28 protein-coding genes are annotated in these 26,609 nt (G+C 40.3%); 12 read left to right on the top strand and 16 right to left on the bottom strand.

Translation table 11 applies throughout. The features are described from left to right. Positions 1-4 precede the first annotated feature (4 nt). Complete coding sequence (locus EGN73_RS19985) at positions 5-277, bottom strand: anti-sigma factor (RefSeq protein ID WP_219293646.1); 273 nt, start codon at positions 275-277, stop codon at positions 5-7. A gap of 61 nt (positions 278-338) precedes the next feature. Next, on the bottom strand, positions 339-932 hold the full coding sequence (locus EGN73_RS19980; RefSeq protein WP_219293781.1) for a sigma-70 family RNA polymerase sigma factor: 594 nt from the start codon (positions 930-932) through the stop codon (positions 339-341). A gap of 118 nt (positions 933-1,050) precedes the next feature. Between EGN73_RS19980 and EGN73_RS19975 the strand changes: the two genes are divergently transcribed. From EGN73_RS19975 to murA, 4 genes are all read left to right on the top strand, one after another. Then, entirely contained in the window at positions 1,051-1,899 is an 849-nt protein-coding gene (locus tag EGN73_RS19975; protein ID WP_219293644.1) for a lysophospholipid acyltransferase family protein, read from the top strand. A 486-nt stretch (positions 1,900-2,385) separates the two neighbouring features. Beyond that, positions 2,386-4,641, top strand: a complete 2,256-nt coding sequence (locus tag EGN73_RS19970; protein WP_219293642.1) for an ATP-dependent helicase — start codon at positions 2,386-2,388, stop codon at positions 4,639-4,641. A gap of 56 nt (positions 4,642-4,697) precedes the next feature. After that, on the top strand, positions 4,698-5,363 hold the full coding sequence (locus EGN73_RS19965) for a DUF4290 domain-containing protein (protein WP_219293640.1): 666 nt from the start codon (positions 4,698-4,700) through the stop codon (positions 5,361-5,363). Next, a complete protein-coding gene (gene murA / locus EGN73_RS19960) occupies positions 5,364-6,668 on the top strand; it encodes a UDP-N-acetylglucosamine 1-carboxyvinyltransferase (RefSeq protein WP_219293638.1) in 1,305 nt (434 codons plus the stop codon). 882 nt (positions 6,669-7,550) lie between these two features. On the opposite strand, the gene EGN73_RS19955 is transcribed toward murA, so the two are convergent. The 4 genes from EGN73_RS19955 to EGN73_RS19940 form a co-directional block, all read right to left on the bottom strand. Continuing rightward, positions 7,551-8,573 carry a hypothetical protein gene (locus EGN73_RS19955; RefSeq protein ID WP_219293636.1) on the bottom strand — a complete coding sequence of 341 codons (1,023 nt, stop codon included), beginning with the start codon at positions 8,571-8,573 and terminating at the stop codon, positions 7,551-7,553. Beyond that, complete coding sequence (locus EGN73_RS19950; protein ID WP_219293634.1) at positions 8,563-8,961, bottom strand: hypothetical protein; 399 nt, start codon at positions 8,959-8,961, stop codon at positions 8,563-8,565. Before EGN73_RS19950 ends, EGN73_RS19955 begins: the two co-directional genes overlap by 11 nt. Next, positions 8,954-10,078 carry a DUF4221 family protein gene (locus EGN73_RS19945; RefSeq protein WP_219293632.1) on the bottom strand — a complete coding sequence of 375 codons (1,125 nt, stop codon included), beginning with the start codon at positions 10,076-10,078 and terminating at the stop codon, positions 8,954-8,956. The genes EGN73_RS19950 and EGN73_RS19945 overlap by 8 nt, the downstream gene beginning before the upstream one ends. Before the next feature lie 97 nt (positions 10,079-10,175). Beyond that, complete coding sequence (locus tag EGN73_RS19940) at positions 10,176-10,370, bottom strand: hypothetical protein (RefSeq protein WP_219293630.1); 195 nt, start codon at positions 10,368-10,370, stop codon at positions 10,176-10,178. A gap of 441 nt (positions 10,371-10,811) precedes the next feature. Between EGN73_RS19940 and EGN73_RS19935 the strand changes: the two genes are divergently transcribed. From EGN73_RS19935 to EGN73_RS19915, 5 genes are all read left to right on the top strand, one after another. Beyond that, positions 10,812-12,530, top strand: coding sequence for an IlvD/Edd family dehydratase (locus EGN73_RS19935; RefSeq protein WP_219293628.1), 1,719 nt, complete (start codon positions 10,812-10,814; stop codon positions 12,528-12,530). A 10-nt stretch (positions 12,531-12,540) separates the two neighbouring features. Further along, positions 12,541-13,293 carry an SDR family NAD(P)-dependent oxidoreductase gene (locus tag EGN73_RS19930; RefSeq protein WP_219293626.1) on the top strand — a complete coding sequence of 251 codons (753 nt, stop codon included), beginning with the start codon at positions 12,541-12,543 and terminating at the stop codon, positions 13,291-13,293. A gap of 10 nt (positions 13,294-13,303) precedes the next feature. Continuing rightward, complete coding sequence (locus tag EGN73_RS19925) at positions 13,304-13,747, top strand: DinB family protein (RefSeq protein WP_219293624.1); 444 nt, start codon at positions 13,304-13,306, stop codon at positions 13,745-13,747. Beyond that, positions 13,744-14,406, top strand: coding sequence for an acetoacetate decarboxylase family protein (locus EGN73_RS19920; protein ID WP_219293622.1), 663 nt, complete (start codon positions 13,744-13,746; stop codon positions 14,404-14,406). The genes EGN73_RS19925 and EGN73_RS19920 overlap by 4 nt, the downstream gene beginning before the upstream one ends. Before the next feature lie 86 nt (positions 14,407-14,492). Next, on the top strand, positions 14,493-15,137 hold the full coding sequence (locus EGN73_RS19915; protein ID WP_219293620.1) for a hypothetical protein: 645 nt from the start codon (positions 14,493-14,495) through the stop codon (positions 15,135-15,137). Between the two features lie 259 nt (positions 15,138-15,396). Here the strand turns inward: EGN73_RS19915 and EGN73_RS19910 are convergent, their stop codons facing one another. The 6 genes from EGN73_RS19910 to EGN73_RS19885 all read right to left on the bottom strand — a co-directional run bounded on the left by EGN73_RS19910 (position 15,397) and on the right by EGN73_RS19885 (position 19,151). Further along, a complete protein-coding gene (locus EGN73_RS19910) occupies positions 15,397-15,618 on the bottom strand; it encodes an antitoxin VbhA family protein (RefSeq protein ID WP_219293618.1) in 222 nt (73 codons plus the stop codon). Between the two features lie 526 nt (positions 15,619-16,144). Beyond that, positions 16,145-16,663: a copper resistance protein NlpE gene (locus tag EGN73_RS19905; protein ID WP_219293616.1), complete on the bottom strand. Its 519-nt coding sequence runs from the start codon at positions 16,661-16,663 to the stop codon at positions 16,145-16,147. 148 nt (positions 16,664-16,811) lie between these two features. Beyond that, positions 16,812-17,924 (bottom strand): DUF6268 family outer membrane beta-barrel protein, encoded by a 1,113-nt coding sequence (locus EGN73_RS19900; protein WP_219293613.1) that lies wholly within the window; start codon positions 17,922-17,924, stop codon positions 16,812-16,814. Between the two features lie 4 nt (positions 17,925-17,928). Continuing rightward, complete coding sequence (locus EGN73_RS19895; RefSeq protein ID WP_219293611.1) at positions 17,929-18,372, bottom strand: DUF2147 domain-containing protein; 444 nt, start codon at positions 18,370-18,372, stop codon at positions 17,929-17,931. Positions 18,373-18,393: 21 nt separating this feature from the next. Continuing rightward, positions 18,394-18,903: a hypothetical protein gene (locus EGN73_RS19890; RefSeq protein ID WP_219293609.1), complete on the bottom strand. Its 510-nt coding sequence runs from the start codon at positions 18,901-18,903 to the stop codon at positions 18,394-18,396. A gap of 98 nt (positions 18,904-19,001) precedes the next feature. Further along, positions 19,002-19,151, bottom strand: coding sequence for a hypothetical protein (locus tag EGN73_RS19885; RefSeq protein ID WP_219293607.1), 150 nt, complete (start codon positions 19,149-19,151; stop codon positions 19,002-19,004). A 174-nt stretch (positions 19,152-19,325) separates the two neighbouring features. Between EGN73_RS19885 and EGN73_RS19880 the strand changes: the two genes are divergently transcribed. The 3 genes from EGN73_RS19880 to EGN73_RS19870 all read left to right on the top strand — a co-directional run bounded on the left by EGN73_RS19880 (position 19,326) and on the right by EGN73_RS19870 (position 23,379). Further along, positions 19,326-20,624, top strand: a complete 1,299-nt coding sequence (locus EGN73_RS19880) for a M20/M25/M40 family metallo-hydrolase (protein ID WP_219293779.1) — start codon at positions 19,326-19,328, stop codon at positions 20,622-20,624. Next, complete coding sequence (locus tag EGN73_RS19875) at positions 20,624-21,262, top strand: Pr6Pr family membrane protein (RefSeq protein WP_219293605.1); 639 nt, start codon at positions 20,624-20,626, stop codon at positions 21,260-21,262. Before EGN73_RS19880 ends, EGN73_RS19875 begins: the two co-directional genes overlap by 1 nt. 236 nt (positions 21,263-21,498) lie before the next feature. Further along, complete coding sequence (locus tag EGN73_RS19870; protein WP_219293604.1) at positions 21,499-23,379, top strand: alpha-amylase family glycosyl hydrolase; 1,881 nt, start codon at positions 21,499-21,501, stop codon at positions 23,377-23,379. A gap of 9 nt (positions 23,380-23,388) precedes the next feature. On the opposite strand, the gene EGN73_RS19865 is transcribed toward EGN73_RS19870, so the two are convergent. From EGN73_RS19865 to EGN73_RS19850, 4 genes are all read right to left on the bottom strand, one after another. After that, on the bottom strand, positions 23,389-23,814 hold the full coding sequence (locus tag EGN73_RS19865; protein ID WP_219293603.1) for a putative toxin-antitoxin system toxin component, PIN family: 426 nt from the start codon (positions 23,812-23,814) through the stop codon (positions 23,389-23,391). After that, positions 23,795-24,034: a type II toxin-antitoxin system VapB15 family antitoxin gene (gene vap15, locus EGN73_RS19860; RefSeq protein ID WP_246611681.1), complete on the bottom strand. Its 240-nt coding sequence runs from the start codon at positions 24,032-24,034 to the stop codon at positions 23,795-23,797. The genes EGN73_RS19865 and vap15 overlap by 20 nt, the downstream gene beginning before the upstream one ends. A gap of 153 nt (positions 24,035-24,187) precedes the next feature. Beyond that, positions 24,188-24,820 carry a 16S rRNA (guanine(527)-N(7))-methyltransferase RsmG gene (gene rsmG / locus EGN73_RS19855; protein WP_219293602.1) on the bottom strand — a complete coding sequence of 211 codons (633 nt, stop codon included), beginning with the start codon at positions 24,818-24,820 and terminating at the stop codon, positions 24,188-24,190. Between the two features lie 314 nt (positions 24,821-25,134). After that, the gene (locus tag EGN73_RS19850) at positions 25,135-26,481 is read right to left on the bottom strand and encodes a vanadium-dependent haloperoxidase (protein WP_219293601.1); all 1,347 of its coding nucleotides are present in this window, start codon (positions 26,479-26,481) and stop codon (positions 25,135-25,137) included. Between the last annotated feature and the right edge of the window lie 128 nt (positions 26,482-26,609).

Genomic DNA, 26,609 nt, shown 5'->3' with positions numbered 1-26,609 from the left:
GAGCTTATTTTAATTCCTGTATTTTTTCTCTAATGTTGGCAACAAGTTCGGCGGGGGTGCTTTGCTTGGTGCATTTGGTCTTCAATACCTCCCTGATGGCCTGCTCCAGATGATAATGCTGAAAACAAGGTGCGCATTTGGCAAGTTTTTCATCGATGACCTCTTTGGAATTGGGGATATTCTCGCCATCCAAAATACTTTCCAAAAGCTGGAAGCACTTGCTGACATCCTCACACGTCAATTTCCTATCTCCGGACGCTGCTGACTTCTTATCCATTTACTTAACTGATTTTATAATTTTATTCATATCTAAAGACCTTCTAAAACCCTCCTGGATTTTACTCTTCTTCGTCTGTCTTGTATCCCATGTTCTGCGCATAAGAACGCAGCTTTTCTTTCAATAAGTTCCTCGCCCTGTGAAGTCTGGACCTCACCGTTCCTATCGGAATGTCCAGGATCTTTGCCATTTCCTCATAAGTAAACCCTTCCAGGTCACATAGAATTATCACCGTCCTAAAATCCACCGCAAGGCTGTTGAGCGCATTGGAAATCTCATCTCCAAGCATGTCTTTCACCGCATCTACCCTAAGGTCAGTGGTGATACCATAGTCAACATCATCTGAGTTATAATAAGTTTCAACCTCCTGATAATCAACTTTGGCAGGCTGCTTACTTTTCTTTCGGTAATCGTTTATGAAGGAATTTTTAAGGATACGAAACAGCCATGCTTTCGCATTTGTTCCCTGCTCAAAAGAATTGATAAAACGATAAGCTTTAAGATAGGTATCCTGTACCAGATCCTTGGCATCATCTTCATCAAATGTCAACCTGTAGCCAAAGTTGTACATAGAATCTATGTGCGGCATAAATTCGTTGTCGAAAATATCATTCTTTTCCCGGTCGGAATATTTTTTTCTTTGCACCTCTGACATAAGTTCCAAAAGTAATGAAAGGGTGAATTTATCACTAATTTTTTTGAATAAAGTCAAGGCTTTTGGCTTAATTTGGCCTTTTGTACCTGACTCCCTAATAATATAGCGATAAGCCTGCATGTTTGTTTTCAAAGCCATTTCTTTTCTTCCACTTTGGGCGCTTTACCTCATGACAGATTTTCTGTTTTTAATTGGGTATTACCTAATTGGCTACAGGAAAAAAATAATCCTCAATAACCTCAGACATGCTTTTCCGGATAAATCCGAAAAGGAAGTCAGAAGTATTGCACGCAAGTTTTTTAGAAACCTCACCGATTCTTTTGCCGAAATCATTAAATCTTATTCTATCACTCCCGAAGAGTTGGATAAACGAGTAAAAATCATCAACCACCACCTCGTGACAGAATCCATTGAAAAAAATCAGGTGATCATTGGCTTACAGGGACATTTTTTCAATTGGGAGTGGCATCTGCTCCAGATGACAGCCAATATTGAAAAAAGGTGTGACGTGGTGTATGCCAAAGTCAGCAACCCTTTTTTCGAAAAGCTGATGATGAAAATCCGGACTAGGTTTGGTGTGACCATGGTTGAAAAAGAGGCCTTCCAACGTGATTTTTTGAGAAAAAGAAATCAACCCAGATTAATAGTACTCGCTGCTGATCAGAGGCCAGGAAACAGGGATATCCGATATTGGACTCCTTTTATGAACCGTGATACTGCTTTCTTTGAGGGAGCGGAAAAGCTGGCCAAACGCTTTTCCCATCCGGTAATCTATTCCTCAGTCAGCAAGCCAAAGAGGGGACACTACGTCTTCAACTATGCACTGATGGACCAGCCACCTTATGAAAGGAAACCGGAACACGGCATCACTGACCGCTTTATAGCACTTCTGGAAGACAATATCCGAAAAGAACCCGAAATCTACCTTTGGAGTCACAATCGCTGGAAGTGGAAAAGAGGGGAGTAGAAATCTGAGCAGTATGGAGGACCGAAGAAAAGGGTGGCATTAAAAACTTATCCCGTTTCGATAAATTTGGGGATACGGGATTCAAATGCGGCAAATAGACTTATACAATTTAGTTTCGAATTCCCACTTTTTATTGGTTTCGAAATAAGCCATCCACCTCTCAACAGGCTGTGCCATGAACCCTAAACGGAATACTTAATGAATTCGAGATCATAGTCTTTACTGCTGCAGGTTTCTGCATCTCAGTTTATATTTTACATGATTGTCCGCTTTCATACCAGTAGAATCTTCATAATAGAAATAACCTTTGATTTAAAGTCAATATCTATTAATATCCAATCCTGAAGATTCGGGATCAGGTTGATTCAAGACCCACATTAAATTGGTTACTGGTCTAATTGCAGATATACATAAGATTTTATCTTCCCAAACTCCCCTATCCATCCCAAATTCCCTAAATTTGAACTTTGTTGGTAAATTAAGCGCATGGAGTACCTAAAAGGATTGAATCCCCCCCAAAGAGAAGCAGTAGAACATACAGATGGACCGGTAATGATCATCGCAGGTGCAGGATCCGGTAAAACCCGGGTACTGACCTATAGAATTGCCCACCTAATACACGCCAAAGGTGTAGACCCCTTTCAGATTTTATCCCTGACCTTCACCAATAAGGCAGCTGCTGAGATGAAGCATAGGATAGAGCAGCTGATAGGACTAGAAGCCAGAAATACCTGGATGGGAACTTTCCACTCTATCTTTGCGAAAATTTTGCGCGTGGAAGCCGATAAGCTTGGCTATCCCTCCAATTTTTCGATCTACGATACTGATGATAGCAAGTCTCTGATCAGAACTATCGTCAAAGAAATGCGCCTGGACGATAAAGTCTACAAAGCAAATACGGTTTTGGCCAGGATATCAGGTGCAAAAAACAGGTTGATAAGCTGGGAAAAATACCTGAACGACCCCTTCATCAAAGCGGACGATGAGACTGCCATGAAGCCCAAGATGGGAGAAATTTACCGCAATTACCAAAAAAGACTTTTCAAGTCCGGGGCAATGGATTTTGACGACCTGCTTTTCAATACCAATGTGCTTTTCAGGGACCATCTTGATGTCTTGAACAAATACCAGCAACGTTTTCGCTATGTGATGGTAGATGAGTTTCAGGACACCAACCTGTCCCAATACCTGATCACCAAAAAACTGGCGGCCGTTCACCAAAACATCTGTGTGGTGGGAGATGATGCACAGAGTATATATGCCTTCAGAGGTGCTGACATACAGAATATCCTCAATTTTGAAAAAGATTACCCTGACCTGTTCGTAGTTAAGCTGGAGCAAAATTACCGCTCTACCAAAAATATCGTACAGGCTGCAAACAGCATCATCGCCAAAAACAAAGCACAGCTCAAAAAAGATGTCTGGACCCAAAACCAACATGGTGATCTGATCGAGCTTATCAAAGCCAGCTCGGACAATGAAGAGGGACGCATGGTGGCCACGACAATTTTTGAAGAAAAAAACAATAAAAAACTCAACAACAGTGATTTCGCTGTTTTGTACCGAACCAACTCCCAGTCCAGGTCCATAGAAGAAGCCCTTAGAAAAATGAACATCACCTACAAGATCGTAGGAGGACTTTCATTTTACCAAAGAAAAGAAATCAAAGACCTGATGGCCTATATGCGCTTTGTCGTCAACAAGGATGACGAGGAGGCATTTAAAAGAATCATCAACTATCCCAAGAGAGGAATAGGAGATACTACCGTCGAAAAAATGCTGGTAGCAGCTTATGAGCATGACATCCCCTTGTGGGAGGTAATGAACAATGCTTCGAGCTTTTTACCGGGCCGGGCAGCCAATGCGGTAGAGGAGTTTACAGTCATGATCAAAAGCTTCGGCATAGAAGTCGAGCGCAAAGATGCTTATGAAGCAGCAAGCTCCATTGCCAAGCAATCGGGATTATTGCGGGAGCTTTATGAAGACAAAACCATTGAAGGACTCAACCGCTACGAAAACGTTCAGGAATTGCTCAATGCCATTAAGGAGTATGTGGACAATCCTGAAAATGAAGATAAAAGTCTAGGTTCATTTTTGCAGGAAATAGCCCTGCTCACCGACAATGACAGGGACAAAGACACAACCGACGCAGTCACTTTGATGACCATACACTCTTCCAAAGGGCTGGAATTTAAGCAGGTGTTTGTTGTAGGAATGGAAGAGGATCTTTTTCCCTCACAAATGATGATGCAAAGTAGGGAAGACCTGGAAGAGGAAAGAAGACTTTTCTATGTGGCGACCACAAGAGCTATGGAAAAACTCTATATGACTTATGCATTGACACGCTATAGGTTTGGAAGATTGCTCAACTGCGAACCGAGCCGCTTTTTGGAAGAAGTAGACCCAGCCTGCATCAAGGTCAATAAAAGGGCTAGTACTGCACTTTCCGGTGCACTGAGAAATGAATCCAGCGAAGGAAGGACGGGATTTGTAGGGTTAAAAAAACCAAGTATCAGGCCTGCCACCACTGCAAAGGTCCACACGCCCAGTCCGGACTTCAAGCCATCCAACACCAACAACCTGACTGCCGGCATGAAAGTAGAGCATCCCAAGTTTGGATTTGGCAAGGTAAATAAAATCGAAGTAGAAGGTATCAATAGAAAAGCCAGCATAGTATTTGATAATTTTGGAGAAAAGACATTATTACTTAGCTTTGCGAAGCTTCGGATTATAGAAGAATAAGGCCCTCATACATTTTTATTTTTAAATTTCGTTGGGCCTATAGACAAAGAACATCCATGGAAAATACAGAAAGCAACAAGCATTCCGTGACTTTGAAAGAATACGGGAAAAATATCCAAAGACTGGCCATCCATATCGCCGGAATAGAGGACAAAGAAAAGCGCACCCAGAGTGTGTACACTTTAGTGGAACTGGTCAAGCAGCTCAACCCTCACATGAAGGCTGAAAATGATCAGAAAATATGGGATGACCTTCACATTATGTCGGGATTTAAATTGGACGTGGACGGACCATATCCTAAGCCTGCAGAAGATGTGCTTTTCAGAAAACCAAAGATTGTAGGCTATCCAAAAGGTGAGGTAAGATTCAAACACTACGGCAGAAATATCGAAAAGCTGATAGAAAAAGCCATAGAAATCGAAGATGACGAGGAACAGGAAGCAGCGATCATTTATATAGGTCAGTTGATGAGGAGTTTTCACTCCACCTGGAACAGAGACAACTTTGACGATCAGATCATTTTGGATGACATCAAGACACTTTCGAAAGGCAAACTCCACATAGACCTAGAAAAGGTAAAAGAAATGGGACTTTTTGAAACCAATACCAGAAGAGATTTTAAATTACCTTCCGAGCCTGAGTCTTCTTCCAACAACAACAGGAGAAAATACGGAAACAACGACAGAAGAAGAAACGGCGGACATTCCAAAAAACGTAGATAAATGGCATCATTCAGAGTAAAAGGAGGCTTGAAGCTCAAAGGGGAAATCACCCCACAGGGAGCAAAAAACGAAGCCTTGCAGATACTTTGTGCAGTATTATTGACTGCACAAAAAGTAACCATACACAAAATCCCCAACATCCGCGATGTAAACAAGCTGATAGAACTTTTAGGGGAGATGGGCGTAAAAGTCGAACAATTAGGACCTGAGTCCTATTCCTTTCAGGCTGATTCGATCAATCTTGATTACTTGGAGACCAAAGACTTTTTGACAAAAGCCTCATCACTCAGAGGTTCGGTGATGATTTTGGGACCATTGTTGGCCCGATTTGGCACCGGGAGGCTATCCAAGCCCGGTGGGGATAAAATAGGCCGTAGAAGAATGGACACGCACTTTACAGGTTTTCAAAAGCTGGGTGCTGAATTCCACTATGACAAGAAAAAAGAGATTTACCACATAGATGGCAAAAACCTGAAAGGGGCTTACATGCTTTTGGATGAAGCTTCTGTCACAGGAACCGCCAATATCCTGATGGCCGCTGTAATGGCCGAAGGAAAAACCACCATTTACAATGCAGCATGCGAACCTTACCTGCAGCAGCTATGTGATATGCTGAACAGGATGGGGGCTAAAATCACCGGTGTAGGGTCCAACCTTCTTCACATAGAAGGAGTGAAAAAGCTGAATGGCACCGAACACACTCTTTTACCTGACATGATTGAAATCGGCTCCTTCATAGGTATGGCAGCCATGACCCAATCCGAAATCACCATTAAGAATGCCCAGATCCACAGATTGGGTATTATTCCTGAGACCTTCAAAAGAATGGGGATCAAAATGGAGTTTAGAGGCGATGACATTTTTATTCCTGCGCAGAAACATTATGAAATCGAAACTTTCATAGACGGCTCCATTCTGACTATCGCCGACGCGATATGGCCAGGGTTTACTCCGGATCTTTTGAGTATTGTATTGGTGACCGCTACTCAGGCAAAAGGAACTGTTTTAGTCCATCAAAAAATGTTTGAAAGCAGGCTTTTCTTCGTGGATAAGTTGATAGATATGGGTGCCCAGATCATTCTTTGTGACCCACATAGGGCAACTGTCATCGGATTGGACAGAAAATATCCATTGAGAGGCATCAGAATGACTTCTCCTGATATCAGGGCAGGTGTTTCACTATTGATTGCTGCCATGTCGGCTGAAGGCACTTCAGTCATAGACAATATCGAGCAGATTGACAGGGGATACCAGCATATTGACGAACGCTTGAATGCACTTGGTGCACAGATCGAAAGGATTTAGTAAGCTGAATAATTTAAATGACCTAACCTGCCGGATTTTGAAAATCCGGCAGGTTTTTTTTTTAGAATTAAAGCTTAGAATTTTTCTTTACTTTGACACTGAGACATCCAGATCCTATCTTCAAAAAAAAGAATTAAATGATAACAATTAATATCAATATGGGCTGACAACTTTCACGATCAGTAAAAAAATCTATTATTAGTATCCGCTTAATTGCACGTAGCCAATTACCGTTTTGAACTATTCTTTCTGCTAAATGCTAATTAAAAGTTGATCATGAAGCTACTTTTTCTCCCGATTTTCGGGACAGGCTTTGATGAAAAAGTAGCCAAAAAATTAAGAATTTCGAATTCCCGAGAAAATAGGGACAGGCTCTATCTACGCTCAAGGCCTGCGCAGGCCTCCCGTACGTACGGGAAAATTCATCCCACCCTCCAAGGTCTCAATTTACAGTTAATCGTAAAGTTGAAGGTTTGGTTCTTCAGATTCAACGTGCAAAGATCAGAGTTCTCTTTTAAACTATAAAAGGATACCAAAGTTGACTGATAGAAGTCTTTTGTTTTCTTTTGTCACTTTTGTGGTTTCAAATAAAATCTGCTAGACAATAAGCTCTCTAAACCAAGAATTTAAAAATTTTTTCCATTACTCCAACATTGGAACATTAATAATCAAGACTCAAAAACCGACAAACAAATTTTGAGTGCCTTATAAAAACCTTACAATGAACATGAGTTGTAATTCATATCCATTTTTCACCTCAACCATATCCATTGATTTGCCCATTCCTCACATTTTTATTCTTCTTTTCCGTTTACTCATAAAGATTTCCTAAATTCCTTTCTTAGTCAATTTACTCAAACCTAAATATTTAAATGTGAATTATTATTTGCTATTGATCAAACTATCCAGGTTTGAAGTAGCAAAAAACCTGTTTTCATTTGTTACACCAAAAAAAGATTGAGTTTTGGTATCAAGTTTAGCATAAAGGAATCTATCTAGATTTTTCTGGGAAAAATTATCTGCAGACAATCTATATAGAACTATATTATAATCGCTTGAATCCGGCATAGTCCTATTTAACTTTTTCACTAAAAAATAAGCGCAATCTTCTCTTAACTTTATAACTGATAGAATTTCATCAGGAAAATATTGATTCCGTTCCCAAGGCTTTAAACCACTAAATTCATTTAAATCTTTAACTCCCTTCAACTTTCCTTTGAAAAGGACAGAGTCTAAAAAATAGCTTTCATGAAATCTAACCTTCCCCTGACGGTTTATTTCCCATATACCTTTTCCCAATGCCTCCAACAGATAAATCTTTTCCTTGTAATAAAAAGAAGCAAAAGTGTTTTTATTTGAAGTAGGTGAGAGTTCTGCTACTTTTGTAGGCCTTAAGTTGGGGAAATTTAAATTAAAAAACTGGACTTTAGTTTGACTAGGAATCCAAAAACTTACAAGCATTCTTTTTGAATCTGTGCTCAAAATATCATAAAGGCCACCTCCTGCTATTTCAATTCTTTTTTGTGAAATCCCCCTTGACTCCAAATCAAAACGGTAAAGATCACTGGGGTTATTACCTAAAGAATAAATAGCATTATTAAAATAGAAAATTGATCCTAAATAATTATTATTATAAGCCTCAACCGAACCATTTGGAAAAAGTTTTGGGGGAGAAATGACCGTATCAAGTAAAAAATTTCCGCTATAGTTATAAGTTAACAATTCGTGTTTGTTCGTAAAAAAAAATACCTTATTTTCGCTTATTTCAATATCAGACACAAATGCATTTGAGGTTAAATCCAATTTGAAATTTGAATAAATTTCTCTTGGTACATCACTGTTATTTTTGCAACCACCAAAAGTTAAAGCAAGGATAATGAATTGAATTAAATTCTTATGGAACATTGTTTTTTAGATTAACCAGTAATTGATCTGGGGAAAAAATCTCTATAGTTTCCCCACTAGGGAGTAATATTACGGGCAGAGACTTTATCAAATTCAATTTCATTGCGAGTTTATCTTGATCGACAAATATTGTTTTATTATCGGGCACTGCCAGCATTGAAGCTTTTTTTCTTTGTGAAGAAATGATGACAAGATTAAATTTGCTTGTATCAATTTTCTTTATCGCTTCTTGGTACTCTACGAAACAATAACTACAATTCTCCAAACTTAATAAAATAGTGGGTTTACTTTCATCAAAACCTATTTGTTCGCTATAGTTTTTTAAAGTGATAATTGGCCTCTCACATGCAAGTAAAACAAATAAACATAAGATTAAAAGCTTATTCATCGGCTGTAAAATCAAAAATATCTATATCTAGGTAATTTTCAACAAGATCAGGGTTTAGGACATTATTTTTAGGAAGGTATAATCCTTGTTTACCCACAAATGCCCTATAGATATTATAAATACCACCTGGAAACCGGACTTCCTCGATTTTGTTGAAATTGTTGTCCAACACCATAACAGAAAAACCGCGTCTTGAATCCATCTCTTTCAATATACCATTCTTATCATAAATTCCCGGAAGTTGAACTGTTCTATAGTATAGGTCACGATATTTATCATAATATATGCCGTAGTACTTTGTGTTTTCAATAATATGTTGGGCCTTTTGATCTGAACTTGGGATCATGGAAAAAGGTGTTGGTTTCTTGTTTAGAAATTCACTTTTGGAAAAAACTTTATTTAAATTTCTTCCTTCCACTATTATTAAAGAGTCAAGATATTTCCAAGAATAAATTATCCTTCCCGCATTATCAATGGTTCTGGAAACCTGTAAATCTTGGCCAGCCCAAATTTTATTATGGTAAAATTCAGGAAATGAAGATTCCGGAATTTCAGTAATTAAATTATTTTCAACATCGTAAATAGTTTCAAACCGGAATTCTTCGTTAATGTTCGCTGGATTGCTCAATTCAAAAAGCGGAAGCTTTATAAATCTTATTTTACCTTCATGAAGCAGAGTTGGCATTGCCCCGAAGGAAACATGATTTATTAAGGACTTCTCCAAGTCTTCTTCCTTATTTGGCATAAACCTATCTAATATTTCGCCTTCCCCATTAATTAAGAGAGTTCCTCGTATTGATAAAGGCAAGAAAACAAAAATTGAATCCAAGCTGACAGCTGTAATTCCTTGAACCACTTTCAGCCCAAATGGTTCTTGAACAGGATAACGAATCTCATTTTCAACAAATCCGCTTTTAAGATCAAATACCTGAATGGTTCTTTTGAATTCATTCTGGTGAAATAAATATTCCTTATCTCCCACATGCAAATATGATATTTTAATAAAATCCAAAGAGGTCGAATCGTCAATACTTAGTTTGCTTACTCCAACGTGATACTTTTGGACCTTTTCAACATAAAACCTCTCATTTTTTTGACATGAAATGAGAATTATCATTGTAAACAAACAGTTGATATATTTCTTTTTGATCATAATCATTAAAACAAAATAAACATAGTCCTGCTATACTATTGATAGCAGAACTATGATTTGATTAAGGAATAGATGAAATAGGCATAGAGCAAGTATAATCGCAATCTGAACATGAGCCATCCAGATTATTTGCAGAAAAAACTCTACCATTTTCAACTTCAATTTGACCATTTCCATCCCTGCAAATCGCAAATGAAGGAATTAAATTTACAAAGGTTAGAGCCAAAAGACCAATCCCTATAATAAACTTTTTCATATACAATAAAACTTTAAAATTTATGAAAACCCTTGGCCAAGAGCGATTAGCCAATCGACTAACTGTTTAAATTTATTATTATTATTATTATTATTATTATCCAAGAATTAACTATAAATAGTTAAGGTTTTCAAGAAAAAATACCCAGTTTTGGGTATGCTTATTTAATTATTTAAGTGATAAAATCGTTTTAAATTATTTTTTCCGGTGTTGGAGTTCAAATCAAAAATTTATTTGTATACACCTTTGTTTTCAGGCAATCTTATAATCGCTAGGGTCACTTGATAAGTGACAAGTAAATAAGACTATAAAACTTTCCAAAACCAATCTATTTAGTTAACATTTTGTAGCTCATCCTCCACTATTCCTCCAAAACTTTTCCTAACTTCAATTCTAAATAAAATGATCTGCATTTTAATTTCATTCAACCCTATTTAACCTATGAAAAAAAAGAAATTAAGGAGTCAGGAATGGTATGGAAGGACCGGTAAAGACGGTTTTATTTACCGCTCCTGGATGAAAAATCAAGGCCTGCCCCACCATCTTTTTGAAGGCGAAAAACCTGTCATCGGGATCTGCAACACCTACTCCGAACTCACGCCCTGCAATGCCCACTTCCGCGATCTCGCCGAAGCAGTCAAAAGAGGTGTTTGGGAAGCAGGAGGATTTCCACTTGAATTTCCCGTGATGTCATTGGGGGAATGCTCCATCAAACCCACCGCCATGCTTTTCAGAAATCTGGCCAGTATGGATGTGGAAGAAAGCATACGTGCCAACCCTATGGACGGGGTCATCCTGATGTGCGGATGCGATAAGACCACCCCTTCACTTGTCATGGGAGCAGCTTCCGTAGACCTCCCCAGTCTGGTCCTATCGGGAGGACCGATGTTGGTGGGTCGATTTAAGGGCAAAAAAATAGGCACCTCCGATGTATGGAGATTTGCAGAAGACTTTAAGACCGGAAAACTTTCCCAAGAAGATTTTATCGAAGCGGAAGCGGCCATGTCCAGATCAGTTGGACATTGCGCTCCAATGGGAACGGCCTCCACCATGGCTGCCATGGTAGAATCTCTTGGATTGGCATTGCCGGACAATGCCACCATTCCTGCTGCCGATTCCAGAAGAAAGGTAATGGCCCACCTTGCCGGCATGCGGATAGTGGAAATGGTCAAAGAAGACCTGAAAATGAGCAAAATCCTCAGCAGGCAGGCTTTTGAAAATGCCATTATGGTCAATGCTGCCATCGGCGGCTCTACCAATTTTATCCTTCACCTCACCGCAATTGCCAAAAGGATCGGTGTGGACCTTGACCTTACCGATTTTGACCATTTCTCTGCCAAGATCCCTTTGATAGCCAATGTACAGCCATCGGGTGAGCATTGGGTGGAAGACTTGTTTTATGCAGGAGGAATGCCAGCAGTGATGAAAGAAATCCAAAAGCATCTCAATAGGGACTGCATCACAGTAAATGGTAAAACACTAGGTGAAAACATCGCCAATGCCGAGTGCTACGATAGGAATTTGATAGGTACACTCGAAAAGCCCATCAAACCCGAGTCAGGTATTGCTGTTCTCAAAGGAAATCTTTGCCCAAATGGTGCAGTCATCAAACCCTCAGCTGCCAGCCCTCACCTGCTCACACATACCGGAAAGGCCATAGTTTTTGAAGACATTGATGACTACAAAGCCAAAATTGACAATGAAGCTCTGGAAGTGGATGAGAATTCTGTTTTGGTAATGAAAAATGTAGGCCCAAAAGGCTATCCAGGTATGCCGGAAGTAGGCAACATGGGCCTTCCTAAAAAGTTGCTGGACAAGGGAATCAAAGACATGGTAAGGATTTCGGATGGCAGAATGAGCGGAACCGGATATGGCACAGTAGTATTGCACGTATCCCCTGAGTCTGCCATTGGTGGGCCATTGGCTTTGGTCAAAAACGGGGACATGATAAAACTCGATGTACCCAACAGATCCTTGGAGCTCTTGATATCAGAGGAGGAAATGGAAAAAAGGAAATCCTCGTTCAAGCCGCTATCCCTGCCTTATGAGAGGGGATATGTCAACCTTTTTCTTGACAAAGTCAATCAGGCACATGATGGAGTAGATTTTGATTTCCTTCAAGGCTCCTCAGGTTCTGAAGTGAAAAGAGATTCACATTGATCAACATGCTATGCAAAAAGTAGCTATCATCACAGGAGCCGGGCAGGGCATAGGTCTCGAAATCGCCCGGCTCATTACCCTCAAGGGACATCATATCATCCTCAACGACCTGGAGGGTGGCCTGCTGGAAGATGCCCTGGCATTTCTACGGCCCGGAAGTAAAGGAAAAATCCTCGGTATACAGGGAGATTCCGGTGACCGGGATTGTATCCACGAGCTGGTCAACAGGGCCAATTCAGAATTTGGACAGCTGGACATTGCCATAGCCAATGCAGGAATCACTTTATACGGGGACTTTTGGCAATATCAGGAAGATGATTTTATGGAAGTCATGAGGGTGAATACCGGAGGCACTTTCTTTTTGGCACAAGCAGCCGCATCAATCATGAAGACACAGGAATCCGGTGGCTCCCTGCTTTTCACTTCCTCGGTCACTGCACATCAGGCCCATAAAAATCTCGCCGCCTACGGCATGAGCAAGGCAGCCATAGAAATGTTGGCAAAGAATCTCGTCATCGAGCTATCCCAATACCATATCAATGTCAACACCATTGCTCCTGGAGCTACACTGACCAAAAGAACGGCCATGGATGAAGATTATGAAAAAACATGGTCCAAAATCACTCCAATGGGAAGGCCTGCCACTGTCACAGACATTGCCCATGCTGCTGCCTTTCTGGTATCAGAAGAAGCCCGCCACATCACAGGTCAAAACCTGATCATCGATGGGGGCTGGACCAGCATCAGTCCATCACCTTATTAAATCCAAAGTCATGAAACATTTTCTTGAGGACTTTTTTCAGTACAACCTAAGCAGCAATGAGAAGATTATTCTAATTCTTGAAAAGCACAAAGGCCGGGTTTCTGAAAATTGCCTGCGCATTTTTTCCCATATTCTCAATGCCCAAGACATCTGGAACAATCGTATTTTAGGAAAATCCCAACATTACGGGGTTTGGCAAGTACACCCTTTGGACAGCCTGAAGTCCATTAACCAAGCAGTGCATCAGAAAACTTCAGAAATCTTAAGCGAATCAAATTTGGAGCAAATTATTTCTTATAAAACCTCCAAAGGGTTGCAATTCAATGACACCATACAAGACATCATGACGCACATAGTCAATCACGGCACCTACCACCGTGGGCAAGTTGCGATGATGCTCAGGGAAGAAGTCGATGAAGCTGTGTCCACGGATTTTATTTTCCGAAAAAGATGAGTGTACTACAAAAACCCGAAACGCACTTCCCTCCTCCTTGGCAACTGAAAGGAGAAGGAATTATTCTTCTTTACAGGTTTCCCAAAAAATGGATCAATGATCACCCATTGATTCCTCAGTACCTAAAGGGGGAATTTAAAGGAGGGTTTGGCTACCTGATGTTGGTCAACTATTATGATTCACCTGTAGGACCATATAAGGAACTGCTCCTGATCCCTGGAAAATTCAAGCCTGAAAACAGACAAAGCATATCCCACATCATCGTCAACTCAGAAAGTAGTACACAAAACGGCAGGTACAACTGGGGTATTCCCAAAATAACCCTTCCCATTATCTGGGAATCGGAGAAGGGTTTGGATACCATAGGAGTGGGTGAGGAAGATGAACCTCTTTTTTTCTGTAAGATCAGCCATAAAGGAATAGCATTCCCTGTCAGCACTAAAATATTACCACTCAAATTGCACCAGCAATGGAACAGAAGATCATTCCATACAGAACCCAGGGGATCAGGCTGGGGGAAATTGGCCAAAATTGAATCTTTGAAAATCAATGCCAAGCGTTTTCCTGACATCAGTCAATTCAAGCCCCTATTTGGAGTAAAAGTAAGCCCTTTTTCCATAGAATTTCCGGCTCCATCTTCTATTACAGAGCTCCAATGAGTTTGATCTTGGCACTGATTTCTATATCAGAAAAACATTTTCCGCGAAAAAAGCTTACATTCAATAATTACAAAACCACCGAATCCATGAAAAACCTCAGCTATACCTTATTTGTATTGACAGTATGGTTCTGCCTTTCCTGCAGCCAACCTGAAGAAAAAACACTTCCCATGCAAGTGGCGCAAGCCTACGGCATAGAAAATTTTGACAAGCTCAATTCAATTGCCTATACCTGGAACGTACAGGTAGGACCAGACGTCAGGACAAGGGACTGGAAATGGAATATCAAAGACCGCACAGTTTACTATGCGGATTCTGATACAAGTTATACCTATAGCCTTGACCTTCCAAAAGAAGAAATGCCTAAAGCTGATGCAGGATTTATCAACGACAAATATTGGTTGATGTATCCATTCCAGTTGGCTTGGGATTCCGGATACACTTATGATGTGGAAGAAGAAGCAAATGCACCGATATCAGGAGACAAGTCTACCAAATTGACCATAGTGTACAACGATGAGGACGGTTACACTCCAGGAGATGCGTATGACTTGTATTTGGACAGCAACAAAATGATTAAAGAGTGGGTATTTCGTAAAGGAAATGGAGATGAGGGAAGACCCTTCACTTGGGAAGCTGAAAAAGATTTCAATGGTGTAACCTTTGCTACTGAACACAAAAATGTGGACGGTGTCAAGTTTATTTGGTTTACCAATATTGAGGTGAATTGAAACCTTGGTATTATCTCATTTCCGATAAAAAATTCATTGTTTCCTCCCAGGAAGATTCGCATTTTCATTAATAAATTTTGCTAACGACCAATTTAACCCCGACACAGTGAGAGACCTCATTGTAGGTGGTTAACCTGACCGTTATGGACTGTTCTTTTTTAAAAGTAATACATCTGGGTCTGTAATTCCCGGAATGTTTTTTAAAATTCCTGGTTTTGGGTCTACATAAGTATAATCAAAGTCTATGTACTTATAAGAATCAGACATAAGCCTTTTCTTCCGCAAACTTCACTAATTCACCCAATGAAATTTTGCCTATTACATAATCCCGGATTATTTCAACCCCTTTGGGCGTAGGTCTAAAACCTTCAAACATATTACTTCCTAAAGCATTTGCTGTGCTTTCTAATGTCTTTAAATCTGAAAATTTCACCCCCATGATTGTTAGGTTAACCCTATCAATTTCGATTGTAGCAAACATATGTTTTGATTTTAATACCTTGACGGATTTACAAAATTTCCGTCATTTTATTCTTAGGTTTTTCTTTTTTAGAAAAGTGCATAACAGTTCTCTTCCCGCAACTATTTCGCCTTTTGTTCCTTATAGCGTAAATAGCGCAACTCATTGCGGATATTTCTAAATTATCTAAAGCTAAACCTAATTGTTTAAACATCCAACCTGAAAGACAGACCCTGTATCTAGCCAAATTCCTAAAAGAAAAAAGAGGCTGTCTCATAATTCAATACTTTAAAAAATTACCAAAATTTTATTTGGTTTGTAATCAGTGAAACTTTGTGTCTTAGAGCCTTCGTGGCATTTTTAGCCACAAAGCCACTAAGCCACAAAGGGATTGATTCTTAAACAGAATTTTGCTTGGTTAATAAATCTGAAGATCAATATATGAGACAGCCTCTTAAATCCTTTGCCCTCTTCTATCTAGAAAAAGAAAAGTAATTAGGAGGCACTCCAATCCCAATCAGAAATGAACCTGTCAACTTTCCATACGCTATTTCACAAAATTCAATTCCAGTTCTACTCTCACCAAAACAGGAAGCCCAATACCAAAGAAATCATCACTTTCTTCTTCGATGAAGGAAATTCCAAGGCGGTTATTGGTCAGCTGTCTGACCGTAAAATCAGTCACATCTCCTGAAGATGTAAGGCGTAGCTTGGTGTTATTTTCCAAAAGTTCATATGTACCACTTTCATCTAGAGTTCCATTTTGCCTGATTTCGTAATTTCCATTTGCATCAAATATCAGCTCAGTTCCTTCAAAGTCTTCGTCAGAAAAGAATTCATCTTTGATCTCATTGGCTGCTTCCTGCGCCTCTTGCGCACTTGCCCCAATTGCCTGTAAAAACTGTACAATTGGCTGCCCATTGATGGCTATATCCAAATTGTAACTGCTGTATGCCCAAGTACCGACTATCGGAGACACTCTTGGCTCATCTTTTTCTCCACAAGAGAAAACAACAAGTAATAAGCTTATGGCCAATACTTGCAAAAAACTGATTTTAAGTTTCATAGTTTAGCTGTTGAATATTTCCAGCAAATAACTAGAGAAACCTCGAAAAATAAAATAATTTCTTAAAAAATAAATATACCTTTTTGAAGCGGCCTATATAGGTGAAAAAGACCAAATCAAAAAGGTATATTCACTGACAAGCAGTCTATTACAAGGTCACAAAACTCAGCCCTATATTGAAATATACTGTATTGCTCAAATTATTGATCATGCCATACTCCTGAGTTCCAAAGAAACCTCTAAAGAATTCGCGGCTACCTTCGAGCTCGTCGGCATTAAATGTCCAATCCATCCGGTATCCGGCCTGAAAATGCATCCAGAAAGGCCCAGATAACTGTCGCTGAAACTCTACCCTCGGTCTCAATTCGCCCCGCCGGATCTCATAGCTGTTATTGCCGACAGAAAAACCGTCTATTCTATAACTTTGTCCTTCCAGCTCATATCCAAAAAGCAAGAGCGCATTTTTGCTGAAATTGTACCTGCCATGTGCCCGCGCGGGAAAAAGGATTTCTGTACCCCATTTCCTATCCGCACTCGTCACATCATACATCACTACAGGTACATAATTCAAATTACCTACCCTGTAAGTTCTTGCAAGGCCCAGGCCCCATCTTTTCCTTTCGGATACCCTTTTGGCATACACCGCTGCAAGACTCCACCTCACCGTATTAAAAGGTTGAAGGTCCCAGCCATAATCCCCGCTGAGGTCCAGAGCTCCCTGGAAAATAAAGAAGTTTTCTTCTGAAATCGGAACAAAAAAGGTATTTGTCCAATTGAGGTTGTTCAAGCCCCTTTCGTCCAGAACCTGAGTCAGTCCGGAGGCATCTCCTGACTGTTCTACATTACTGATGTTATAGCCGACACGCATGTAATTCAGTCCACTTTGCCATACCAGGTTACTCTTTGAAATAACCGGAACATTGGAATTGAACCTGATTCCTCCGGTAAAGTTGACCCTTCCGGACTCCGATATCGGCGCAGCTTCGTCTACTCCCCAGCCTGAATTTCCGCTTGCCGGAAATCTTGCCGAAGACAAGTTCATATCATAAGGCAACTGATGGTCATAAGAAACTGAAAAAAAACGGGTTGGACTCAAGCCGACTATCGTAGGCTTGGCAAACCTTTTTACCTTGGACTCATCTACCAGTTCCAAGTCATCATACATATCCCAATCTTCTTCCTCTTCTTCTTGGGCCAGCAAAGGAAAAGAAACTGCTGACAGCAAGATCGCCATCAGCAGAACAAGATAATTTTTCTTCATCTTTTTATTTTACTTTAAGCCTTCTCCAAGTATCTGACCTACCGAAGGTTTTCACACCCACATATCCTCTGATATCCAAGGTGTTTTCATCTTTCATGGTAATCACACTGCTGTAGGTGTTTCCGGATTCAGGATCATAAATGGTACCTTCTTCCCAAACCCCTTTACCTTTGTATTCGAAGTCTTTGAGCATTCTATAACCTCTAAGAGGAACATTTCTCATACTCTCATCCGGATTATTGGCATCCACTTTTGGCTTGCCTGTTTCGGGATCGTTAGGCTCTTTAAGCCATACTATTCTCCCATAGTATTTACCATCAATGTTGTCAATTTTAACCCTGGCTTTACCATGTCCAGGTTCCCACACCCCTACCAAGTCGTCCGCCTCTTGGGCAAAGGCAAAGGTGCAAACCAATAAGAAAGCGAGTGATGCAAGTATTTTTTTCATTGTTATTTTGAGTTTATATGATTATTTGATTCCAAGTTCGAAAGTAACTTTCACCTTAAAAGTGACATTGTCCCAATATTCTTCTGCCAGCAAGTCAAAGTCTCCGACAAATGTCATTTTGCCATCCTCAAAAGCCGAAGCAAGATTATCCTGCTTACCGGCTACAGAGAGTTCCGTTTCCTGACCGGGCACGAGACTGCCTTCAAAGAGACCTATTCTGGTCATTGAGGTATTTTTGGAAGTGACCTCAAATACGATTTTCTCCAAGCTTGGAAGTTCGTCATCAGGTACAAGTTCCACGGAGATTGCGGTCACCTTTGCTTTGGACACTTTGCTTCCCTCACCAGCAAGCAGCTCTGCAAGATCAAACTCCCAAGTTGCGGTGGCTGTATTTGAGCCTTCAAAGAGAGGCCCTTCTGCCGTCATTTCAAGTTCTGGAGTGGACACCTCCTTGGTGGTCAGATCACCTCCACAAGACATCATGAAGGCCATTATTATACCAATAAGCGCTGTATATAGTAATTTTCGCATAAGAAATTAGTTTAGTTCAACCTAACTGGGAATCTTTAGAATTTTTGTAAATGTATTCCATCACCCAATAAAAGGCGGAGTCACCTTAAATCAAAAGCTTAATTGTTTTCCCCATTATTGGAAGGATTTGCCACAGGAATTGGCACTGGCTCCGGGTGTTGGGCTTGACCGGAAACATTTCCTTCCAGCCAAGATTTGAAAAATTCCCAAAGAGAGAAAAGGGTCTGATATGTTACTGAATTTTGCATAAGTATTAGTTTTTAATTTTTCTCATTAAAATTATGGGATCAAATACCTCTTCAAGGCTATATAATTCCCAATTAATTTTAACTTTGATTAGGCTGGCATGTTTCACCATATCCCTGAAAATTGCAGGAATTGCCTTTTATCTTAGATTTCACGCCAATAATAATACAATAATGATGCGAAAAATACTTTATTGCCTTTTGTTTATTCTTTTCTCTATCAATTTATCCTACGCCCAAGAGATCTCAGAAGTTGAAAAAGAGCTTATTTCCCTCATAGACAAAAACTATTCAGAGACGGTTGCCTTGCTTGAAGAGACGGTCAATATCAATTCCGGCACGCTCAATCTGGAAGGTGTCAGGGAAGTAGGTAAGGTATTCGAGAGGGAATTTGCCAAAATCGGATTCAAAACCGAGTGGATCAGCCTACCGGATTCCTTACGAAGAGCGGGTCACTTTGTAGCAAGTAGACAAGGTAGCAAAGGCAAAAAACTTTTTTTCATCGGTCATTTGGATACTGTCTTTGAAAAAGACATGCCATTTTACCCCTTCACCTTGGTAAATGACAGTACTGCAACAGGTCAGGGAGCCAATGACATGAAAGGAGGAAATGTCATGATCTTTGCCACGCTCAAAGCACTGCACGAGCTTGGCCTGCTGGAGGACAGGACCATTACTGTGTATTTCAATGGAGATGAAGAAAATGCCGGACACCCTTCCCATGTCAGTAGGGCGGACTTCATAGAAAGAGCCAAGCAACACGATTATGCACTAGGTTACGAAACTGCTCAAGGCTTCAATATCGCCACTGTGGCCCGAAGAGGCGCCTCTACCTGGACCCTGAAAACCGGAGGGAAACAAGTTCATTCCTCGGGAGTGTTCAAGCCAAATGCAGGATATGGAGCCATTTACGAGGCTGCCAGGATCCTGAATACCTTCCGGGAAGAACTTGAAGGAGAACAATACCTCACTTTCAACCCTGGTCAGATCATCGGAGGCTCAGATATCAGCTATGATTCCAATTCTGGAGAAGGTGAAGCATTGGGCAAGACGAATATCGTAGCGCGAGAGGCTTTGGTGACAGGTGACCTGAGGTTTCTGGGCGAGGAACAAAAAGAAGCTGCCCGCGAAAAAATGAGAGAAATTGTCTCACGCAACCTCAATCAAACCAGTGCAGAAATCATTTTTCAGGACGGCATACCCTCTATGGTGCCCACAGCAGGCAATTACAAACTGGTAGAAAGGCTGAGTGAAGTCAGCGAAGCAATGGGCTTTGGTAAAGTAGAGCCGGGAGATCCGGGCTCAAGAGGTGGTGGAGACATTTCCTATATTGGTGAATATCTAGACTGCATAGATGGGATAGGCGCTTCGGGAACAGGTGCCCACTCTCCTGCCGAAACTATCAATATGAAAGAGTTCCCGGATCTTATCAAAAGAAGTGCTGTATTTGTGTATAGACTTTTATATGAAATTTAATGAAAAAGACTTATGCCCTTGTTTTTGGACTAATCTCATGGCTGGCAGTTATAATTCAGTACTTTCTGATGCTGGAAAACAGGGAGGCTGGAATTATGGAAACCACCATAAGATTTTTGAGCTTTTTTACCATTCTAACCAATACACTTGTGGCTGTTTATTTCACAAAACATGCTTTACGAGGCAGTCAGCGATCACAAAGCATTTGGAACAAACCCGGCACTTTAAGCTCCATAACAGTCTATATTTTAGTGGTAGGATTAGTATATCAGGTGGTGTTAAGGCCCATTTGGGATCCACAGGGAATGGCTAGAGTAGTCGATGAACTCTTACATTCCATCAATCCATTATTAGTCCTTTTTTTCTGGTTCAAATTTGAAGAAAAGGAAAAAGTAACTTGGAATAAGGTTCCAAAATGGTTACTGTATCCATTTTTGTACTTTATTTGGGCAATGTCACACGGCTTGGTCACTGGATTTTACCCCTACCCATTTGTCAATCTTCCTGAAATTGGATGGACCCGCTTGATGATCAATTTTATATCTTTATTAGCAGTATTCTCTGTTTTATCGCTGAGTCTGATCTGGACGGGAAAGAAAATTCATCCAAAAAGGTATCCAAATCATACTCCACTTTAAAACAAATATTGATACTCGCTTCAAATACTAATCCTTCTTTGTGAAAGTAACGGACCAAGTTAAACCTGCAAGGCCTGTAAGTCAAAACAGCTTTAATTTTGATTGTTTCAAACCTGACAAACTAGAGCTACCTATTACCGTCAATCATCATAGATGTCAAACGTTTGCATAAATTTTGAATGATTTTTACCCGATAAATCTGCTCAAGAACAAGCTGAAAGCTGTACTTTAGCTTTATGAGAAATTGGATACAAATTTTTACCATCCTGGTATTGGCTGCGGTTACAACGATGGCCTGCCAAAGAGAAACCGAACAAAACCTTGAAGAATTAGCCATGCAAGAGCAACATAAAATAGTCGTTTATCAGGTTTTTACCAGACTTTTTGGCAATACCAATTCCACTAACAAACCTTGGGGAACCATTGAGGAAAATGGAGTCGGTAAATTTTCGGATTTTTCGGATCAAGCCTTGGAGGAAATCAAAAAACTTGGAGTCAGTCACATTTGGTATACGGGCATTCCTCATCATGCTGTGATTAGGGATTACACAGCTTATGACATCAGCGATGATGACCCCGACGTGGTCAAAGGAAGGGCAGGTTCCCCTTATGCCGTAAAAGACTATTACCAGGTAAATCCCGATCTTGCAGATGATCCGGCTAAGAGAATGGAGGAGTTTGAGGCATTGATTGCGCGGACCCACAGGCATGGCATGAAGGTGATCATAGATATTGTCCCCAATCACGTAGCCAGAAAATATGAAGGCAAAAACAACCCTGATGGGATCAAAGATTTCGGTGCTGATGATGACACTTCTGTAGCCTATAAAAGAGATAATAATTTTTATTATATCCCGGGAAAAGACTTTAAGGTACCAGAGCCTTTGGACGGTTATAAGCCTTTGGGCGGAGAGAAACATCCTCTTGCAAATGGAGAATTTGACGAATCTCCTGCCAAATGGACAGGCAACGGATCCAGAGAAGCCCAGCCTCATTTTCATGACTGGTACGAAACAGTGAAAGTAAATTATGGGGTAAAACCTGATGGCAGTATGGATTTCCCGCAATTGCCTGCGGAATATGCAGAGAAAGATTACAAGGCCCATTTTGAATTCTGGAAGGATAAGGATGTTCCGGATTCTTGGAAAAAATTCAGGGACATAGCTCTCTTTTGGACCAAAAAAGGAGTAGATGGATTCAGGTTTGACATGGCAGAGATGGTACCGGTAGAATTTTGGTCATTTATGAATTCGGCGATAAAAACTGAAAATCCTGCGTCCTTTTTGTTGGCTGAAATCTATAACCCTAATGCATACAGAGATTATATTCATCTCGGCAAAATGGACTACCTCTACGACAAAGTAGAGCTGTATGATACACTCAAAAATATCATACAGCAAAAAGGATCTACCGACAACCTTGCCCCCATACAGACAGGGCTATCAGATATCAGCGCGCACATGCTGCATTTTCTTGAGAACCATGATGAGCAAAGGATAGCAAGTCCTGAGTTTGCCGGCAATCCTAATAAAGCCAAGCCTGCCGCAGTGGTATCAGCTACCATTGATGCTGGTCCTATGATGATTTACTTTGGCCAGGAGGTAGGTGAACCAGGTGCGGAGGATGCAGGTTTTGGAAGTCCAAGCCGAACTTCAATTTTTGACTATATCGGGGTCCCACATCATCAGCGATGGATGAACGAGGGAAAATTTGACGGAGGAAAACTCAGTAATGAAGAGAAAGAATTACGGGACTTTTATTCCAGGCTTTTGACCTTCACCCTTCACAGTCCTGCTTTGGGAGGTGAATATATGGAAATCCACTCCTATAATCGGGAAAACACAGAATGGTACAATGACAAGGTGTTTTCATTTGCCCGGTGGGCCGACGGCCAAAGACTGATTATCGTGAGTAATTTCGATCCGAAGGACAGTTTTGGTTTTGAGTTGCAACTGCCGAGAGATTTGGTCAGCAAATGGAAACTGCAGGACGGAGAGTATCCGCTGGAAGAACGTTTGTACGGAAGCATAAACCCCAAATTGATTGTCGAAAACCGAACTGCCAAAATAAGAGTGGACCTAGAACCTTTGGAAAGCTGGATATTGGAATTGAAATAAATGAAAATATCAAGTAAACCCTTTTATGAGATCTTCAAATTCTTTCGGTGTAATAATTTGAGCTGTTTTAAAAGGGTTCATTTCAAGTAAATCCTTATCCCCAGTCACTAAGAAATCAGCATTTGAAAAATCGATCAAATCAAAAAGAAAATCATCTTTCGGATCTCTGCTTACGATATTTTTTGATCTGATTTCAACGTTTTGTCCTATAGCTTCAAGAAGGTCTATTAATTCCTTAACACTTTCCTGTGGAAAGTATTTCTTAAGTTTTTGTCTACTTGTTACTGTTTCAATTTCATCAAGCAGCTGCTCACAAAATACAATCTTAATCCTTCCATCGATTATATATTTCTTAATCTGTGAAAGTCGTTTACCAATTAAAAAACTTATCCAAATATTGGTGTCAAAGATGACTTTAACTTGATTTTTTTTCATAAAACTGTTGTCTTACGAATTCTACTTCCTCAGATATGGTTTTTAGATCCAATTCATCAGTTTTAAAAGTATCCAAAAGACGTGAAAGCCTGCTTTCAATCACCTCCTTTTCCAGTTCTTTTGAAAGCTTTAGCTTTTCCTCCTTTGACAGTTGTTTGACTATAGACAAAACCTGGTCAAAAGTCAAATCAATTTGAAGCGCTGTTTTCATCTCTTTCATTTTTTAGATTATTTGTGACTTTTCCACTAATCATACCTACACTACAACTCTTATGCAGCCTTTACATTTTTCAATGTACAATAAAAACGAACCAAACGATCGAAAAATTCAAAAAACCTAAACTAGTATAGCCATAAATAAAAAAACAACAACTCACCTTTTCCCTTCCCAGGGAACATAGACCACCTTTTTGGTTTCAAAAAAGTCTTCCTTGAAGTAATCTTCGAGATGATAAGTGATGTAACCGACATTCCTCTCTTCCATCTCTTCATCCACGTCTCCCCCTTTCAACAATAACATGCCGTTCTGCATTTCATTGATATCTTCCTTCCTGAACTTATTTTTTACCCAAGGGACAAAATTGGTAAAGCGGGTCACTGCCCTACTGACTACAAAGTCATACCTCCTGACCAAGGCTTCTGCCCTGGCTTGCTGTGCTTCTACGTTGCTTAGCTTAAGTTGCCGGGCAATATCTTTTACCACCGTGATTTTCTTGCCTATAGAATCCACCAAATGAAAGTGACAATCCGGAAACATTATCGCCAATGGAATGCCAGGAAAGCCTCCACCTGTTCCTATATCCAGGATTTTTGTTCCAGGTTCAAACTGTATCACTTTGGCGATCCCCAATGAATGAAGGACATGTCTTTCATAAAAATGCTCCACATCCTTTCTGCTGATTACATTGATCTTTTCATTCCAGTCCGCATACAGTGCTTCAAGTTTTTTGAATTTATCAATCTGATCTTCCGTAAGGTGGGGAAAGTATTTTAAAAGCAGTTCCATCGGTTTTTATTATTTACCCGTCAAAATTAAGCTTTTCGATCAGATAAATAAATCAACTTCTTTTCAAAAACACGAGGAGAACCCTAAAAACAAGATAAACCAAACCTATCAACAGTAAGAAATTGAAAATTTGCCATAGAAAAACAGAGCTAGATAACATATGTTTTTTGATTTATTCAATAAATATAGCAAAAAAATAAACGTAAGATTTATTTCATTTCTACTTTATAAATCAGCCTGAAACTTAAAGACCTGTCAGATTTTTAAAGTCTGACAGGTCTGGGAAAATTAGTATATTAGTATTTACCTGAATTTTAATTCTCGGCAAGGTTTTCGGTCTTGGTACTGACTTTTCCCAACAAATGCTCTCCGACTTTTTGTCCCTTAGTGGAACCGTGGACAATCGCCGGCATGTAATGGATCCCCCCATAAAGCCTGCTTATCGCCGCTTCGTCTGCTGCTTGTCTGAAAGATTCAAACTCCCTGATCGGAAGGCCATAGGCAACTTCGGTAGAATCCACAATATGAAAAGGCTCCCCAAATATCTTGGTCAGGGTTTTGGAGGCGGCATTGGAAATCACACTGTGACCGGAAGTATACTCAGGAAAAGGAGGTGTCTGCAATAATGGCAACCAATCCTCATCTATATACTTATTGATATAGGTCTCTGGACGAATCAATACAGACCTGTATTTCTCATCCCAGCAGGCAATAAAACCATCAAATAGCGCCACACTGGTCAAAGCCAAAGCCTCCGCAGTACCTTTCCAGTCCCGCCCATCAGCTTTGGCAGCGATAGAAGCTATTCCCATCCAGTGTCCTCCCGGAGTGATTTTTTTCTCCGCAAACATCACATGGCCCTTTACATTTACTTTGTAAGGATTACAATCCCAAAAGAATGCAATATCTTTTTGCTCATCGGTGAGGTTATTGATGGTATGAAAAACCTCTTCAGCTTCTTTGTAAAATAGTGAGGAAGGATCATTTGAGAATTCAGTGGGTGGAACTGATTTAAATTGGCCTGCAGAATCCAAAGCAAAGGGCCTGATCTTGTTCCAATGCGGCTCAATACCTTCCATGTATGCCGGAGGGGTAGGTTGCCAGGTATTGGGATCATTGCTCACGGTGTACTTCTCAAAAGACCTGCTTTGGTGATAATTATCCTTCTTGGAATATTCAATCACATGTTCAGCTACTTCCTCTCCAAAAGCCACAGATTTTTGAAATACTTTCTTTGGAACTCCCTTTTTACGTATTTCTTCGAATGCCATATCCCTGTGACTGGTCATTTTTTCTTCAGAAAAAATCAAAGCTGTAGCCGTTTTGTAATAAGCGGCCAATGAGGCCAAGGGTAAATAAACATCTTCCGGAACCTCAAAGTCCCTTTTCTCAAATCCATTGAGCTGCCCCATCATAGACTTGTACTGTGGATCCGCCAATACAGCCACTTCATATGCGGCTATGGACGGATAGGCATATATCCTGCTGGCCACAGGTGGGGAGAAAATATCATGGATGATGACATTGGTCAATCTGATCTGGGCAGCTGTCTGATAACTCCCATCTGTGATCACATCTTCATATTCCCCATTTTCCTGACAGGACGCCAACACAATTACCAACAGGGCTATCAGGAACATATTGTTGAATAAACTCTTCATGCTAATCTTTAATCTTTTGTTATTCAAATTTAACAAATCCCTATCAGTCAGTCAAAAACACTGGCAAAAACCGGGAAGTTTGACTCCAAAGCTAAGGAATAATACCAATTTTACATTATTTCATGAAT

The organism is Arthrospiribacter ruber (assembly GCF_019343195.1).
Classification (GTDB): Bacteria; Bacteroidota; Bacteroidia; order Cytophagales; family Cyclobacteriaceae; genus Arthrospiribacter; species Arthrospiribacter ruber.
Note: the sequence above shows the minus strand (reverse complement) of the source record. Positions and strands in the feature narration are given on the sequence as shown.

Coding starts and splice junctions, on each gene's coding strand:
- EGN73_RS19875 (WP_219293605.1), top strand. CDS start 20,624: ATGAAAAAGACTTATGCCCTTGTTTTTGGACTAATCTCATGGCTGGCA.
- EGN73_RS19980 (WP_219293781.1), bottom strand. CDS start 932: ATGTCAGAGGTGCAAAGAAAAAAATATTCCGACCGGGAAAAGAATGAT.
- EGN73_RS19915 (WP_219293620.1), top strand. CDS start 14,493: ATGAAAAACCTCAGCTATACCTTATTTGTATTGACAGTATGGTTCTGC.
- EGN73_RS19950 (WP_219293634.1), bottom strand. CDS start 8,961: ATGAATAAGCTTTTAATCTTATGTTTATTTGTTTTACTTGCATGTGAG.
- EGN73_RS19965 (WP_219293640.1), top strand. CDS start 4,698: ATGGAAAATACAGAAAGCAACAAGCATTCCGTGACTTTGAAAGAATAC.
- EGN73_RS19910 (WP_219293618.1), bottom strand. CDS start 15,618: ATGTTTGCTACAATCGAAATTGATAGGGTTAACCTAACAATCATGGGG.
- EGN73_RS19865 (WP_219293603.1), bottom strand. CDS start 23,814: ATGAAAAAAAATCAAGTTAAAGTCATCTTTGACACCAATATTTGGATA.
- EGN73_RS19900 (WP_219293613.1), bottom strand. CDS start 17,924: ATGAAGAAAAATTATCTTGTTCTGCTGATGGCGATCTTGCTGTCAGCA.
- EGN73_RS19940 (WP_219293630.1), bottom strand. CDS start 10,370: ATGAAAAAGTTTATTATAGGGATTGGTCTTTTGGCTCTAACCTTTGTA.
- EGN73_RS19975 (WP_219293644.1), top strand. CDS start 1,051: ATGTTTGTTTTCAAAGCCATTTCTTTTCTTCCACTTTGGGCGCTTTAC.
- EGN73_RS19970 (WP_219293642.1), top strand. CDS start 2,386: ATGGAGTACCTAAAAGGATTGAATCCCCCCCAAAGAGAAGCAGTAGAA.
- EGN73_RS19885 (WP_219293607.1), bottom strand. CDS start 19,151: ATGCAAAATTCAGTAACATATCAGACCCTTTTCTCTCTTTGGGAATTT.
- EGN73_RS19920 (WP_219293622.1), top strand. CDS start 13,744: ATGAGTGTACTACAAAAACCCGAAACGCACTTCCCTCCTCCTTGGCAA.
- EGN73_RS19945 (WP_219293632.1), bottom strand. CDS start 10,078: ATGATAATTCTCATTTCATGTCAAAAAAATGAGAGGTTTTATGTTGAA.
- EGN73_RS19925 (WP_219293624.1), top strand. CDS start 13,304: ATGAAACATTTTCTTGAGGACTTTTTTCAGTACAACCTAAGCAGCAAT.
- EGN73_RS19870 (WP_219293604.1), top strand. CDS start 21,499: ATGAGAAATTGGATACAAATTTTTACCATCCTGGTATTGGCTGCGGTT.
- EGN73_RS19905 (WP_219293616.1), bottom strand. CDS start 16,663: ATGAAACTTAAAATCAGTTTTTTGCAAGTATTGGCCATAAGCTTATTA.
- EGN73_RS19895 (WP_219293611.1), bottom strand. CDS start 18,372: ATGAAAAAAATACTTGCATCACTCGCTTTCTTATTGGTTTGCACCTTT.
- EGN73_RS19985 (WP_219293646.1), bottom strand. CDS start 277: ATGGATAAGAAGTCAGCAGCGTCCGGAGATAGGAAATTGACGTGTGAG.
- EGN73_RS19890 (WP_219293609.1), bottom strand. CDS start 18,903: ATGCGAAAATTACTATATACAGCGCTTATTGGTATAATAATGGCCTTC.
- EGN73_RS19955 (WP_219293636.1), bottom strand. CDS start 8,573: ATGTTCCATAAGAATTTAATTCAATTCATTATCCTTGCTTTAACTTTT.
- murA (WP_219293638.1), top strand. CDS start 5,364: ATGGCATCATTCAGAGTAAAAGGAGGCTTGAAGCTCAAAGGGGAAATC.
- EGN73_RS19935 (WP_219293628.1), top strand. CDS start 10,812: ATGAAAAAAAAGAAATTAAGGAGTCAGGAATGGTATGGAAGGACCGGT.
- EGN73_RS19930 (WP_219293626.1), top strand. CDS start 12,541: ATGCAAAAAGTAGCTATCATCACAGGAGCCGGGCAGGGCATAGGTCTC.
- vap15 (WP_246611681.1), bottom strand. CDS start 24,034: ATGAAAGAGATGAAAACAGCGCTTCAAATTGATTTGACTTTTGACCAG.
- EGN73_RS19850 (WP_219293601.1), bottom strand. CDS start 26,481: ATGAAGAGTTTATTCAACAATATGTTCCTGATAGCCCTGTTGGTAATT.
- rsmG (WP_219293602.1), bottom strand. CDS start 24,820: ATGGAACTGCTTTTAAAATACTTTCCCCACCTTACGGAAGATCAGATT.
- EGN73_RS19880 (WP_219293779.1), top strand. CDS start 19,326: ATGCGAAAAATACTTTATTGCCTTTTGTTTATTCTTTTCTCTATCAAT.